This is a genomic window from Xenorhabdus koppenhoeferi, assembly GCF_900116635.1.
GTDB classification, from domain to species: domain Bacteria; phylum Pseudomonadota; class Gammaproteobacteria; order Enterobacterales; family Enterobacteriaceae; genus Xenorhabdus; species Xenorhabdus koppenhoeferi.
This window is the reverse complement of record NZ_FPBJ01000018.1, coordinates 35,598-51,499: the sequence shown is the minus strand read 5'-3', so window position 1 is coordinate 51,499 and position 15,902 is coordinate 35,598. Positions and strand designations below refer to the sequence as shown.

Annotated in this window: 10 protein-coding genes; 4 read left to right on the top strand and 6 right to left on the bottom strand. The window is 40.0% G+C overall.

The features are described from left to right. Positions 1-22: 22 nt before the first annotated feature. Complete coding sequence (locus BM329_RS07650; RefSeq protein ID WP_092551186.1) at positions 23-1,018, bottom strand: 2-hydroxyacid dehydrogenase; 996 nt, start codon at positions 1,016-1,018, stop codon at positions 23-25. 113 nt (positions 1,019-1,131) lie between these two features. On the opposite strand from BM329_RS07650, the gene BM329_RS07645 reads away from it, so the two are divergent. The 4 genes from BM329_RS07645 (at position 1,132) to hrpA (ending at position 8,372) form a co-directional block, all read left to right on the top strand. Further along, positions 1,132-3,756: a YdbH family protein gene (locus tag BM329_RS07645; RefSeq protein ID WP_092551240.1), complete on the top strand. Its 2,625-nt coding sequence runs from the start codon at positions 1,132-1,134 to the stop codon at positions 3,754-3,756. Positions 3,757-3,791: 35 nt separating this feature from the next. Beyond that, positions 3,792-3,977: a YnbE family lipoprotein gene (locus BM329_RS07640; RefSeq protein ID WP_245759038.1), complete on the top strand. Its 186-nt coding sequence runs from the start codon at positions 3,792-3,794 to the stop codon at positions 3,975-3,977. Between the two features lie 10 nt (positions 3,978-3,987). Continuing rightward, positions 3,988-4,308, top strand: coding sequence for a YdbL family probable chaperone protein (locus BM329_RS07635; protein WP_092551180.1), 321 nt, complete (start codon positions 3,988-3,990; stop codon positions 4,306-4,308). A 140-nt stretch (positions 4,309-4,448) separates the two neighbouring features. After that, on the top strand, positions 4,449-8,372 hold the full coding sequence (gene hrpA, locus BM329_RS07630; protein ID WP_092551177.1) for an ATP-dependent RNA helicase HrpA: 3,924 nt from the start codon (positions 4,449-4,451) through the stop codon (positions 8,370-8,372). Between the two features lie 204 nt (positions 8,373-8,576). On the opposite strand, the gene BM329_RS07625 is transcribed toward hrpA, so the two are convergent. The 5 genes from BM329_RS07625 to BM329_RS07605 form a co-directional block, all read right to left on the bottom strand. Beyond that, a complete protein-coding gene (locus tag BM329_RS07625) occupies positions 8,577-9,578 on the bottom strand; it encodes a fimbrial protein (protein WP_092551174.1) in 1,002 nt (333 codons plus the stop codon). Between the two features lie 108 nt (positions 9,579-9,686). Beyond that, positions 9,687-12,254: a fimbria/pilus outer membrane usher protein gene (locus tag BM329_RS07620; protein ID WP_092551171.1), complete on the bottom strand. Its 2,568-nt coding sequence runs from the start codon at positions 12,252-12,254 to the stop codon at positions 9,687-9,689. A 93-nt stretch (positions 12,255-12,347) separates the two neighbouring features. Beyond that, a complete protein-coding gene (locus BM329_RS07615; protein WP_092551168.1) occupies positions 12,348-13,034 on the bottom strand; it encodes a fimbrial biogenesis chaperone in 687 nt (228 codons plus the stop codon). Between the two features lie 145 nt (positions 13,035-13,179). Continuing rightward, positions 13,180-13,710: a fimbrial protein gene (locus BM329_RS07610; RefSeq protein WP_092551165.1), complete on the bottom strand. Its 531-nt coding sequence runs from the start codon at positions 13,708-13,710 to the stop codon at positions 13,180-13,182. Positions 13,711-14,473: 763 nt separating this feature from the next. Next, the gene (locus BM329_RS07605) at positions 14,474-15,865 is read right to left on the bottom strand and encodes a basic amino acid/polyamine antiporter (protein ID WP_177216214.1); all 1,392 of its coding nucleotides are present in this window, start codon (positions 15,863-15,865) and stop codon (positions 14,474-14,476) included. Between the last annotated feature and the right edge of the window lie 37 nt (positions 15,866-15,902).

The following is a 15,902-nucleotide window of genomic DNA, read 5'->3' as shown; positions in this document are numbered from 1 at the left end:
TATCCCCAGATATGCGTTGAGATTATTCAACAATATTCGGACAAGTTTCTCCAGACATTAATTGCTGAATATTTTGTAGAGTCGTTTCACTAATGCTGGTTAACGCTTCTTCAGTCAAAAATGCCTGATGACCCGTAAAAAGCACATTATGGCAGGAAGACAAGCGGCGGAAAATATCATCTTGAATAACGTCATTTGATTTATCTTCAAAGAATAAATCACGTTCATTTTCATAAACATCCATACCTAATGCGCCAATTTTTTGTTCTTTTAGTGCATTGATGGCGGCAATGGAATCAATTAGCGCACCCCGGCTGGTATTGATGATCATCACACCATTTTTCATTTTACTGAATGCTGTTTCATCCAATAAATGATGGTTTTCTGGTGTCATGGGGCAATGCAGGGAAATAACATCAGATTCAGCATATAAAGTATCTAAATCTACATATTCCACACCCATGTCCAAGGCTTCAGGATTTAGATAGGGATCATGTGCTAATAAATGCATACCGAAACCTTTCAGAATTCGTAAAGTAGCGAGGCCGATCTTTCCCGTGCCGACAATACCTGCGGTACGTTTATACATATTGAAACCAGTCAGACCTTCAAGGGAAAAATTGGCATCGCGGGTTCGTTGGTAGGCGCGGTGAATACGACGATTCAGACATAACATAAGCCCAACAGCGTGTTCAGCAACTGACTCAGGTGAATAAGCGGGTACTCGAACAATTTGAATGCCAAATTCGTTGGCTGCATCAAGATCGACATTATTGAATCCGGCACAACGCAGGGCCAATACTTTGATATTCATTTCTGCCAGTTCCTGGAGCACTTCACGTCCGCCATCATCATTGACAAAAATACAGATAGCATCTGCACCAATGGCATTTTTAGCTGTTTGTGGACTCAGAGGAAAGTCAAAAAACTCGATATGATAATCTAGCCCAAGTTTTTGGTTGAGCATTTCAAGATGCTTACGATCATACTGCTTTGTACTATAAACAACCAATTTCATGGTAACACCCCCGTCAATACAGTAACTGCAAAATCATTCGAGCCTATTGCCTGATATGAGACTATCATAACAGGAAGTTGCTCTTAGGTTGAAAAAGAAGAGATATGGATGTGATGACCAAGATATTAAAAGTGTTCGCAGTGATAGTAATGTTGTTGGTGTTATTGATACTGGTGGGTTGGTATACAATTTCGCGCTGGTTGCCATTGATTGCCAGTCATTGGTTGCCGCAAGGAGTTACTCTTTCTTTAAGCCAGCCTAAATGGAAAGGGAGTGAGTTATGGTTGGATGATCTGTCATTGAAAGTGAAAAAATGTGAATGGATCAGTGTGTCTGGTCTATCATTAGGATATTCACTTAGCGGAAATACCCAAGATCGTTATTGGGATGTTCACGCTGAGAATATTGATAGTCAAAGCCAATGCTTGGCGCAATTAACGGTCACGCAAAAACAGTCAACGCCTTTATCCATTCAGAAAATATTATCCTCTATACCTTCCGTTAATTTTATTGCTGAACATTTTGCTCTCTCTCCTTGGCAGGCATTTTCCGGTAAACTTCAATTTAATTCATCATCTCAAAATCAAATATTTTCTTATCAAGGCGAGCAATTAAAGCTAAGTGCAAGTATTACAGATAAAAAAACGCTCATTATTCAGCAACTTTTTGTCAGGTTACCGGAGCAAGAAATTAATCTGAATGGGAATATTGTCTTACCTTTAGACCTTGAAACCCTGCCACAACAAGGTCAAATTACCGCTTATCTATCTCTGAGCCAATATCCTGATCCGTTACACTTAACACTGAAATGGCAGGGGCAGAGTGGCCAACTTATCGTCAGTGCAGAAAAGAAAAAACAAATATTGGCGGAATTGCCCTGGTCATTCAATACATCTCAATTTCAGATAACCGATGGTAGATGGCAGTGGACAGATGCCAGCCAGCCATTCTCTGGAAGAGTGAATATCACGCTTGAACAATGGAAAAAAGGCTTGAATGGTATGTCTGTCAGTGGGCGGTTAAATTTAATCACTCAAAATAAGCAGGGTAAAGGTAATATTGTTCTTTCCGTACAACCGGCACCAATTAATGTCACCAATACTCATATTCCGTTTCAGTTGACTGGGCAAATCAATAGCGGCCAAATGATTATGACGATGTCATTGCCTGCTGTTGTCACTGGGTCATTCGTTTCCCCTAAAATCACTTTTCAATCAGGGGCATTATTTCGGGCATGGGGAAAAATCAGTGAAACCTTTACCGTTACAGAAGCTCGTTTACCCTTGGCCGGGACTTATCTGACTCGTAATGGACTAACCGGTCGTCTTCAAGCCATTGTAAAAGCACGGGACGATTATTGGGGAAAAGTTAAATTGCATTTAGATGGGTATGCGGCAGATTTTATACCCGATCAGGGAAACTGGAAATGGCGTTATTGGGGTAATGGGAATTTACCTCCGTTACACGCCAAATGGGATATTGCCGGCAAGGGAAATTGGCTGCAATCACAGGTAACAGTGGAGACATTGAATACAGGATTTGATCGCATTCAGCATGGTTCTGTGCAAATGAAAGCTCCGCGTTTAAAACTAATCACGCCATTGGTTTGGGAGCGTGCCTTAGATCGTCCAAAATTAATGGGAGATTTGCAATTATCAGCCCAGGGAATAGAATTTCGCTCTGGTGGTTTTTGGCCTCTCTTTGATTTTAAGGTCACATTGAATGGTCAATCTCCGGACAATTTTATTCTGAATGGTAAATTGTACTCCAAGGGGATTGGCCCCATTCCATTTTATGGGCGTTGGGATGGTGAACGATTAAGAGGTGAAGTTCGCTGGCCGCAACAATCTTTATTAGCATTTCAGACTTTAATTCCGCCAGACTTAGGAATTACGGTGCGTGGTGGAAATGTTTATGCTCAAGCCGCTTTTTCAGCGGCGAAGGGGCAAGGATTACGTGCTGGTGGTCATTGGGTAGTCAAAGATGCTGGTATGTGGCTGAAAAATGGAACCGTTGATGAGTTGAATTTTGTTCTGCCGTGGCGTTTGCAGGATCATACTTGGCAATTAGGGCTGACATCGCCTGTTCAGTTGCGAATCAAAGCAATTAAGGGGTTGTTTGATATGCAAAACGTAACAGCGGATCTTCTGGGATTTTATCCTCCGACGGATACACAGCCATTGGTCTTATCCCATGTGAATGTTGATCTTCTGGATGGCAAACTGGGGATGGATAAGTTACAGCTTCCACAAAAGGAAGCGGCCAGATTGAAATTTAACAAATTAAGCCTGAGTAAATTGTTTAGTGTGTTAAAAGTCAAACAAATGGCGATGTCAGGTAAAATCAGCGGTGAATTGCCTGTATTATTAAATGATAAATACTGGATTATTCAGAAAGGCTGGGTATCCAACGAGGGTTATTTGACATTGAGATTGGATACAGACACGGTGGATTCCATTGGCAAAAATGATTTATCAGCAGGTATGGCAATGGATTGGCTGCGTTATTTAGAAATCGACCGTTCGCAGGCATATGTTACTCTCGATAACTTGGGAATATTGACATTGCATTCAGAAATCAGTGGTGTTAATCCTCTGGTAGATAGAAAACGTGAAGTCAGGCTCAACTATCGCCATGAAGAGAATATTTTTCAATTATGGCGTAGTCTGCGTTTTGGCAATGATCTGGAAGAATGGTTACAGAAGAATGTATCTGTAATGGGCAGGGGTGAAAAATGATAACAGAAACTGGATTCAGGTTGCCGATAGCCAAAATGGGTATGATGTGGGCTGGAATAATATTGGTTAACCTGGCATTACTGGGGTGTGTCAGGCTGGAAGTAGCAACACCGGATAAGCCTATCAATATTAATATGAATGTAAAAATTGAACATGAAATTCATATTAAGATTGATCGACAAATTGAAGATATGCTCAAAAATAATTCTAACCTATTCTAAAGGCTAAGATATGAAAAAAGCAGGAGTAATATTTTTGTTGGGTCTGCTATTCAGTTCTTTTGCCATAGGCATGACGTTGAATGAAGCCAAACAACAAGGACTGGTGGGAGAGACATTTAGTGGCTATCTGGCTCCCGTAAAAAACACTTTGGATGTTCAATCTATGGTTAAAAGGATTAATAGGGAACGGGAAAAGAAATATGCTGAGATAGCAGCTCAGAATAATATGACAACAGATCAAGTTGCGAAAATAACGGGTGAAAAATTAGTGAATCGCGCAGCTTCCGGGGAGTATGTGCTTGGTATTAATGGTAATTGGATGAAGAAATAAGCGCGCCGTTTGGCGCACTCAATCCTGGTTAAGCGACAGCTTCTTCGGGCTGCGTTTGTGTCATTTTTTCGATGACAGTATCCTCTGAGCCTGCAAAGACAGCGCTACTCAGTTTAAGAACGTCACAAGGATTTATTACTGTGGAATCACCTTTGACAGCAACATTCGCTGAATTATTCACTGAACTTGATCACACATCGCTGTGCGATCAGTTCCGTTTGAGAAAACGTCTGCATGGGGCAACAAAAATTAAGAATCAAACTTCCTTACAGTCTGTGGCAGAATCTATTTCTGCGGATATTGCGATTGCAAAACGAAAAATCATTAATCGCCAAGCCGCATCTCCTTCAATTAACTATCCTGAAAATTTACCTGTTAGTCAGAAAAAAGGCGATATCTACAAAGCGATCCGGGATCATCAGGTTGTTATTATTGCCGGGGAAACCGGTTCGGGTAAAACGACTCAGATCCCCAAAATATGCCTTGAATTGGGCAGGGGTATCAAAGGGCTGATTGGGCATACTCAACCCCGTCGTTTGGCCGCCCGTTCGGTTGCCAATCGTATTGCGGATGAACTGGAAACCCCGTTAGGTTCGACAGTCGGTTATAAAGTCCGTTTTAATGATCAGGTCAGTGAAAATACGTTAGTCAAATTGATGACTGACGGTATTTTGCTGGCAGAATTGCAGCAAGATCGCCTTTTGTTGCAATATGATACGCTAATTATTGATGAAGCCCATGAACGCAGTCTGAATATCGATTTCATTCTCGGTTATTTACGTCAATTGTTGCCAAAGCGCCCTGATCTGAAAGTTATCATTACTTCTGCAACCATTGATCCTGAACGTTTCTCCCGCCATTTTAACAATGTTAACAATGTTAACAATGTGCCAATTATTGAAGTGTCTGGGCGTACCTATCCAGTGGAAGTTCGCTATCGTCCAGTAGTTGGTGATGATAATGACAGTGATCGAGATCAGCTTGAAGCCATTATTGATGCAGTGGATGAATTAGGGCGTGAAAGCTCAGGTGACATACTGGTGTTCATGAGTGGTGAACGAGAGATTCGTGATACGGCGGATGCGCTCAGTAAGCAGGATTTACCTCATACTGAAATCTTGCCACTCTTTGCACGGCTGTCTAACAGTGAGCAGAATCGGATATTCCAATTCCATATCGGGCGCCGTATTATCCTGGCAACCAACGTAGCGGAAACGTCGTTGACTGTGCCGGGCATTAAATATGTGATCGATACAGGATATGCGCGTATCAGCCGATACAGCTATCGAACCAAAGTGCAGCGTTTACCGATAGAACCTATTTCTCAAGCATCAGCCAATCAGCGAAAAGGGCGCTGCGGTCGTGTTTCAAATGGGATTTGTATTCGTCTCTATTCGGAAGAGGATTATTTATCACGCCCCGAGTTTACTGATCCTGAAATTTTGCGTACCAATCTGGCTTCTGTCATTTTGCAGATGACATCAATTGGCTTAGGGGATGTCAGTGCATTCCCATTTGTTCAAGCTCCGGATAAACGCAATGTTCAAGATGGTGTCCGCCTGTTGGAGGAATTGGGAGCCATTGATCCGGAATCTCTGTCGCAAGAGGTCTACCAACTGACACCAATGGGGCATCAATTATCAAAGTTGCCTATCGACCCACGTTTGGCTCGTATGGTGCTGGAAGCGAAAGCTCATGGCTGTGTCCGTGAAGTGATGGTAATTGCCTCCGCGTTATCAATTCAAGATCCACGAGAAAGGCCACTGGAAAAACAGCAGGCTTCTGATGAAAAACATCGTCGTTTTGCGGATAAAGATTCAGATTTCATTGCGTACCTGAAATTGTGGGATTTTTTGCTGGAACAGCAGAAACTTCTGTCCAGCTCTCAGTTCCGCAAACTTTGCCGTCAGGATTATCTGAATTACCTTCGCGTCAGAGAGTGGCAGGATGTTTATACCCAGCTTCGACAAGTTGTGAAAGAAATTGGTTTGCCGATTAATAGTCAGGAAGCGGACTATCGCAGTATTCATATTGCCTTGTTGACTGGTCTGTTATCCCATATCGGGCAAAAAGATACAGATAAACAGGAATATACCGGTGCACGCAACGCTCGCTTCTCTGTTTTTCCAGGTTCTGGCTTATTTAAAAAATCCCCTAAATGGGCAATGGTTGCTGAATTGGTGGAAACCAGCCGGTTGTGGGGACGCATTGCTGCGCGTATCGAACCCGAATGGGTAGAGCCACTGGCCGCACATTTGATTAAGCATCACTACAGCGAACCACATTGGCAAAAATCACAGGGCGCAGTGATGGCAACGGAAAAAGTCACTTTGTATGGCTTGCCGATTGTGGCAGGGCGCTTAGTGAATTACAGCCAGACAGATCCGATGTTATGTCGTGAACTGTTTATCCGCCATGCTTTGGTCGAAGGGGATTGGCAAACTCGTCATTCATTCTTCCGCGCCAATTTGAAATTGCGTGAAGAAGTTGAGGAGTTGGAGCATAAATCCCGCCGCCGGGACATTCTGGTGGATGATGAAACCTTATTTAATTTCTACGATCAGAGAATTGGCAAAGACGTTGTTTCCGCCCGTCATTTTGACCGTTGGTGGAAAACGGCGAGTCAAGAACAATCGGAATTGCTCAACTTTGAAAAGAGCATGTTGATTAAGGGAGATGCAGATAAAGTCAGTGCATTGGATTATCCGAATTATTGGCATCAGGATAATTTAAAATTCCGTTTGAGTTATCAATTTGAACCAGGAACTGATGCTGATGGCGTGACTGTACATATCCCGTTACCGGTATTGAATCAGGTTAAGGATGAAGGATTCGACTGGCAAATTCCGGGAATTCGCCATGAATTAGTCATTGCACTGATTAAATCATTGCCAAAACCGATACGCCGTAATTTTGTACCTGCACCTAATTATGCGCAGGCATTTCTGGAGCGGATTACACAGCCACAAGCGACTTTATTGGATAGTCTTGAAAGAGAACTACGCCGTATGACGGGTGTGACAGTGTCACGTGATGACTGGAAATTGGAACAGGTGCCTGATCATCTGAAGATAACATTCCGCATTCTTGGAGAGAAAAACAAAGCGTTGGCTGAAGGCAAAGATTTGTCAGCACTGAAACTCAAATTGAAAGGAAAAGTTCAAGAAACACTTTCGGCTGTTGCGGATGATGGTATTGAACAAAGTGGTCTGCACATCTGGAGTTTTGGCGAATTGCCTGCGCGTTACGAACAAAAACGCGGTGGCTATTCCGTTAAAGCATTTCCGGCGCTGGTGGATGAAAAAGATAGCATTGGCATAAAACTATTCGAAACCGAATCCGAACAGCAAAATGCAATGTGGGAAGGAACACGTCGTTTGTTGTTGCTGAATATTCCATCACCGATTAAATATCTGCATGAGAAATTACCGAATAAATCTAAACTGGGGCTGTACTTTAACCCATACGGAAAAGTATTAGATTTGATTGATGATTGCATCTCCTGCGGTGTGGATAAATTGATTGCAGAAAACGGTGGCCCGGCATGGAATGAACAGGCATTTTCTGGCTTGCAGGATAAAGTACGTGCTGATTTGAATGATGCCGTCGTTGATATTGCCAAACAGGTAGAACAGATCCTGACTTCGGTCTTTAACATCAACAAACGCTTAAAAGGGCGGGTAGATATTGCTCTGGCGCTTGCGTTATCGGATATTAAAGAACAAATTTCAGGTTTGGTCTTTAATGGATTTGTCACCTCTCACGGTTGGAAACGTCTGGCGGATATTTTGCGTTACTTGAGTGGTATTGAGCGTCGATTGGAAAAATTGGCAATTGATCCTAATAAAGATAGAGCGCATATGAGTCGGATTGAACATATTCTGCGACAGTGGCAACAATGGCAGGCAAAACTGTCTGTTCAGCAGCAACAATTTCCGGAAGTAAAAGAAGTTCGCTGGATGATCGAAGAATTTCGCATTAGCTTATTTGCCCAGCAATTGGGTACAGCGTATCCAATATCAGATAAGCGTATTTTACAGACGATGGCAAATATAGCATCGTGATCTTACTGTTTATGGGCTGTAGTCATTTTACTATTTACTATGGCCCATAAACGTATACAACGTTTTGTTTTTGGATTAAAAAACTCGGCTAACATTTTTATAGTTACAACATACTTGTTTAATTATCAACTCCAAGGTTTCAGTCAACCAATTAAAAAATCCTCCATAACAACATCACTATGGAGGAAATGGAAGGGGCTAATTTTATTGATAGGTTAACGTAATCGTTGCTGTTGCATTTGCTTTCCCAGGGATAATTCGGGCATCAGTCTGGATATAATGAGCGCTCAATGGAATTCTAATATATCCTCCCAACTGAGTGGAACCGGACACAACCGGAGTACGTATTGATATGAGGCGGTTTTGATATAGGATTTGCAAACCGACACCTTTTGCTGTGACGTTGTCACTACTGTAATCCAACGCCCAAATATTATTAGAATAGCTTTTAGCAGGGCGCCCATCCAATAAGACTTGGACATTAAGATTTGCATCACAATCTAATTTCAGCTCGAAATCTTTGGTTCCAGCAGTACTGTTAATACCCCGAAATTCACTTGTTCTGATATCCCCCATATTAACAAAGATCGTGTTTTGTTTAAGAGAACACCCTTGAGTAACGATGCGCGTATTTTCTAAATAGAAAGTATTAATAAGAGCATTGCCCAATAGAGCTCGGGTTAATACCCGTCTATGAGTGTTTCCTGAGCCTGTGGTAGGTGCAATTTTTATTAATTGCACGGTTAAATAACCCCATGTTTTTCCACAATAGAGCCATCCATTTTTACGGAAGTATTCTGGTAGATTACAGTAATGAGGATTTGCCACTTTTCTGGGCAACCAGTTAATGCCATAACCCGGTCCCCATGTATTGATACGTATTCCCACGCCAGGTACACCGGATTCATAAATTGCATCATAATTGTAGTGTGCTTCTGCAAAATCAGGTTTATCCCACGAAGCTTGTGTCGGTTGATCACAAAAAGCGATATAACCTTGCTCATCCACTTGATCCAGACGAATTTCCCTGATGGTTGTTCCGATGGGATAATTTCTGGGAATGACAATAGTGCCAAAAGAAACGGGTGTCATTTTAGCAGTCATATTTGGATAATATTGGCACTGATTATTTGCCTGACTGGCAAAACTGCTCATCATGCCGACAATAAATAAACTCGCCATTAATAGTTTTAAGCTGCTAGCCATAAATAATTTCCATAATATGTAAAAATATCAAATAAATAGTCTATACACTTCGTCTTTCAAACTGCCTCTTTTGAAATCCATTGGGTATATATTGTTATTAACAAATTGTTACTCGCAGGATGCATTCAGCATGTACAGACCAGATTCTGGAGTTTTCTCTGGAAGTTGATAATTAACACGACATTCTTGAACATCTTTATGACCCCATTTCACCCATATCCGGCCTGACTGAGGAATACCACTGAGATAAGCCTGACCATCATTACCGACAATAGTACTATTGGGTTCATCTATCTCATTTTCTTGCTCCAATGTTGCAATTGCACCAAAGGGGATCTCTTTATCGTTGTGGGAAAATGTAAGTAAAACACGGTGGCCAATGCGAGTTTGGAAATTGGCCAAAGTCAATGAACCCCGGGTTGGGACGATGGTTTGCGTGTTAATATCAATATCAACGTTATTACCCATCGAATTTGTATCCAGAGCAATGCGGTTTTTTCGGTAGCTACTGACATAAGGCACGATTGCATGGCCTTGCCAGTCAGTCTTGATACCAGAATAATTTTGTACTTTAATGCCCTGAACACCATTGGTACGTACCAATGCAAGCGTATCCCCCAAAGATTGTGAAAGGGTAACGCCATAGGGATGGACGACAATCCCACCATTTAAACCATAAGTCAGTTGCCTGGAATGCTTATCGTAATTGTAACCGGCGTTAATTTGGCTATATGCTCCTTTATATTCCGCATTAATATTTCCGCCATTAGTTTTATTATGGTGAGTGTAATTCTGCTGGATATTGTAAGTCAGCTTGTTATCTTCAAGAGCACTACCCGTCAAACCGAGCTGATGAGAAGTATCACTGTTTTTGCTGTTAGTCATGTTATAGCTTACCCAGTTATTTTTCAGCCAACGGTCAAGAGGAATCTGAATACTCAAGGCGATAATCTGCTCATTGCGATTTTCACCCAGGAAACTATTATGGGAATAGTTCAGGTTATAATTGATTGAGTTGTAACTTGTGCTATAACCTGCGTTAATGCTTTTCTCATAACCTTTCTGATGCCAATAATCTTGCTGCAAGGCAGAGAGATAGACAGATCCCCAGTCACCCAGAGGCTGGTTAATATGTAGCTGTAATTTGCTGCGTTTATTGGTACCACTGTAAATACCTCCGCCATTCGCAGCATTTAATTCATTTGCCTCTTTGAAATCGTAAAAATTTTGGGTTGAATAACGATAACCCGCAAGAGTGAGGCTGGTACCGGTTTGTGAGAGATCTTTGGCATATTGAAAGCGATAAGATTGACCATAATGCTTACCGCGGGGTACTGAATTTGTTTTGGCATAAGTCACATCAAAAGAGATGGAACCCCAATCAAAAAGGCTATAGCCTGTACCCAATGCCACTGATTGATAATCTTTTGCGATTGTTGTTCCGCCATAAGCAGTGACACGATTGGAAACACCATATATCACCGTACCTTGCATAAAAAAGGGTTCTTTATCTTGATGAGAATTGGATTTGTATTTTCCCAACGTCAGGGAATGCCGTAGGCTATTTTCCCGCAACATGATCGGTACTGTAGAAAAAGATTGCATAGAACGATGTTCTTTTCCATCTGCTTCCTTGACGATAACTTCTAAATCACCAGTAGAAACTGTTGGATAGAGATCGTTGATGACAAAAGAGCCGGGGGAAACATAAGTCTCATAGATAATATAACTATTCTGTTTAATGGTTACCTGAGCATTACTTTGTGCAATTCCTCGGATTGTTGGAGCGAATCCTTTTAGGCTATCAGGCAACATACTGTCATCAGATGCCAATTGAGCACCGTAAAATTGAAAACTATCAAAAATAGGTGAGGAAGTGTAATTATCACCTAAAGTTAATTGGCTTTTTAGAGCATGAATATCCCGTTGAAGATAAGTATTCAGATTTTGCCATTTTCTATCTTGGCTGCTATAGGTGGAATAATTCCGTAAACGCCATGCTTCCCAGTTAGCGCCTGTTCTAAGATTAAGAAAATGATTTTTTGTAGCGCCGGATTGGTTATCTTGCCAGGCTAAAGAGCTATTGTAATTATAGTTGACTAACAGAGACGTTAATCCCTGTTCCCATAAATTAGGTGGTACATAGTCTCTGGCTTGATTATGTAATGCAGCCTGCGGAACACTGATATCCAGTCGCTGAAGTTTAAAATCAAAAAAAGTTGATGCAGATGAGATATATTGACCCAAATCAGAAAGTTCTGTCTCTTGTGATAAATCACGGAGCAAAGGGAATGAATCAATATTAACTCCCATTTCCCGGAGTTGTTGAATTTTAAGTTTTGGCGAGAGTCTATTGTTTACGATAATAAAATCAATATTTCCGGTATTTACTTTCTCTCGATTAAGATAAATATCGACCCAATAACGACCGGGCGGCTGCTGATCATCTTTAGTAAAAATTGACAGATCAATATCTTCTGGAAAACCTGAATGGGTTTCCAACGCATTGATGTTAAAATGTTCTTCAGAATAAATTTTATTGTTATAGGCCAAAAAACAGGAAGTTAATAACGTACCGAAAAGCACTTTTCGATATAAATATCGCAAGCTTGACTTGATAAATAACATCCAATTATTAGAAATTTTTTGTTGAAGATAATGACGATAGTTATCCATGATAATTTTCTAATTTTGATACACCCGCCATCTTTCACATTATATTTTGAAATCTATTGGGTATATAGATGGAATGATTTTTGTTCAAAATGTTCAAAATATACGTTTTTCTTCTGGCGTGATGCCGCCAAAATCATTAATAGTTTTCCAAGTTACTTTATTGATGTTTTTAATCGAAACATCCCAGCTCAATTGTTCAAAAGGCGGGATCATACCGGGGGATTGAATTTCATAATTTTTTACCCCATTTCCGGCTGCCAGCTCAGAAAAAGAGACGTAATAAGGTGTTGGATTTTCTGCAATGAGCTTATGGCCATCGGTTCTGAACTTCAGGGTCTTATAAGCAGTTTCCGCATATTCAGCTAAGTAGGCAGGGCGATAGAATAACTTAAACCGGGATTTTACCGTGATTTGCAATTGGTTTTGTTCTGATTTGGTCATAGCAGGAATAGACTTGATATTGAGCCAGAACAGAGATTCTCTGTCATTTGGTAAATTATTTCCGATTTTAACAATCCGTAAAATATTCTCATTCCCTGCTGTTAATTTAAAGAGTGGGGGAGTGATAATAAAGGGTGGTTTAGTTTCATCATGCTCACCTTGAACCCACGTTTGAATGAGGTAAGAGATATCTGTTTCTGGATTGTTAATGGAAATAGACGCTTCTTTTTGGTCACTGATATAAATAACTCGAGTACCGCCAATTACGACACCAGCAAAAGAGATATTGGTACTGAAAATGTAGATTACAATAAAAAGCAAAATGTGAAAATATTTCAAGGTAGCTGCTCCAAACAATATTATTCTTATGTTTCAATCAATATAATTAACGAACCAGTATCATTTTTGGTCATTTAAACCTGAATGATATTGTCCCGAGTTATATTGTTTTGGCTTCCTTGCCATAAATTCCATTAGTACTCGATTAGTTATAGATGATAGTAAAGTGAGCTACTGCGTCACCTGTACCCGCAGTCACGGTGTTGTTAGTTGTCGCAATGTATTTGGCAATGAAATTCAGATTATTAATTTTTTTGCCATCCAAGGGATGGGGACGTGAGTTTTCAGCGATATTAATCAACGTATTACTGTCATCTTCATAAAGAGCAAGCGCAACACCTTTAGCCGCGTTTCCTTTATTATTGTCTAACGCTAAAAAACGATTGCCGACTCTGTCTGTTTTACCATCAAATTTGACTTGAGCATGGTGATAATCTGTTGGGCAATCAGTCAATTTAATACTAAAGCGAGTCGGGGCAGAAGTACTATAAGCTCCGTTGAATGAACTTGAGCTAATAGTTCCCATATTTACGGTTTGATTAGCTGAATCTGAATCGATTTTACACGCAGTGGCAGTAATCTTTCCCGTAAATTTGATTTGTCCATCAATAGCATGAGCAGCAGATATAAATACAGATGAAACAAATACAGATGAAATAATTAATTTAGTTTTCATTTCTTAATATATCCCACCTCTGACGAGCTTAGGCGACAGAGAGATAGATTATTGAGTTAACATTAAAGCCGTACATTAATACAGCGAGTGAATTGTCTAGATTTACATCTGATGAATAATAAATAAACAACAGTCCATATTTTCTTATCAACAGATAAGTCGAAGAATATAGTAGCGATAAATTATAGAAGTTCAAAATAATAACTTGACTAATCTACTTATTCGGGATTTTTAATCCGTAAAATCAATATTGATAGCATTGTTATTCATAACATAGAATGTTTTTTGATCGCTAATAAATTTTTATTCTGTTTTATAAGATTAATTATTAATTGGTGATGTTTTTTGAAAAAAAATATGGTTTAAAATATATACATGTTTGCGATTTATTTTTTTCTGCATTTTTAACTAAATATTAAGCGCTTGTGATTTATATTCCCTTTTTTGATTTTTATTTTAAATATTTTGTTTATGTCAAAATTTATAATTTGATCCTAATCAAATTTGAACGTATTGAATCTATTTAAAGTTAACTTGTTATGAGTAATGGCCAACGAAAAGATCTAATGGAATAGAAAAGTTTAATTCATACTTCAAATAAATCAGATAAAAATAATAACTAATATTAATGTATTGAGTGCATTATGAACAAAAAAATAAGAGGAGAAGTAAATTCTTCCCCTTAAAAAACTACTTGAAACTAGATGATTTTTTATTAACGTTATATTTTATACTGAATCCATCCAGCAATAATGACTCATTGTTAATGCATTAATAGCCACGTGGAAGGAATCGTTACTAAGAATAAAATCCCAATAGCCGATTTTTCCATGGGATTCAGTGGTGTTCTTTCTTTATTTTGTTTACGAGCATACAGAAAAACCAGTAAACCCGGAGCATATAACACAACTGAAAGCAGCAAATTGATTAAACCTGATGCGTAAAGCAACCATAATCCATAAATACAAGCGCCCACAGCAATCGATAATAAAGCACGGCTACTACGCTCAAATGCTACTTTCACTAAAAATGCACCAACAAGAAAGTAGGGTACAAGGATCATCTCTGAAGCAATAGAGAGTAACGTATTATAATTACTTCCGCTTAACCAAATGAAAATTAAAGCCAGCTGGACTGCTCCATTCGTAATCCAGAGTGATGACTCAGGCGCTTTCTTACTATTTTGTTTATTGAATGCTTTAGGAAATGAGCCGTGTAATGAAGCAATAAATGGTACTTCTGCTGCCATGATTGTCCAGCTTAAATAAGCTCCGCAAACAGAAATGATCAATCCGGCAATAATCACAATTTCCCCCGCAGAGCCAATTAACCCTACCATCAGATTTGCCATGGAAGGGTTCCGCATAGCTGCCAATTCAGATCGTGTAACTAAGCCTAGTGAGAGTAAGGTAACGAGCACATAAACACCCAATGCAGAAATGACAGCCAGTGCTGTGGCGATACCAATATCTTTACGCTTTCTGGCCCGGGCTGAAACAACAATAGCACCTTCAACCCCAATGAAAACCCATAAAGTAATTAGCATCGTATCTTTAACTTGCTGCCAGACCGGAACTCCCATTTCAATACCAGTAAAATCAAAAGAGAACACATCCATTTTGAAGGCGATAATAGCTAAAATAATAAATATACCTAACGGTAATAATTTTGCTATCGTGGCTAATTGATTGACTCCCGCAGCAGTCTGCACACCTCGAAGAACTAACCAATGGACAAACCAAAGTAAAATGGATTCACCTATTAACGATTGCCAAGTATTACCGTCACCGAATATCACAGAATGTTCGGTATCAGTGAAAAAACTTAATGCTGCAAAGACGATAACTAAATAAGAAACGTTAGCAATAATGGCGCAGAACCAATATCCCCATGCAGAACAGAACCCAACTAACTCCCCAAATCCTTCTCGTGCATACGTAAAAATGCCGCTGTCCAAATCAGGGCGAAGGCGCGAAAGCAAAAGCAAAGAGGTGGCTAAAAAGAGAATACCTATGCCTGTTATTCCCCAACCAATCATTAATGCAGCTGGACTGCCAACCTGTGCCATATTTTGTGGCAGACTAAATACACCGGCTCCAACCATAGAACTGAGTACTAAGGCTGTCAGAGATGTGAGGTCTAATTTCTTTTCCAAAGATACGTTCCTAAAAATAATATAATCGATACGATTA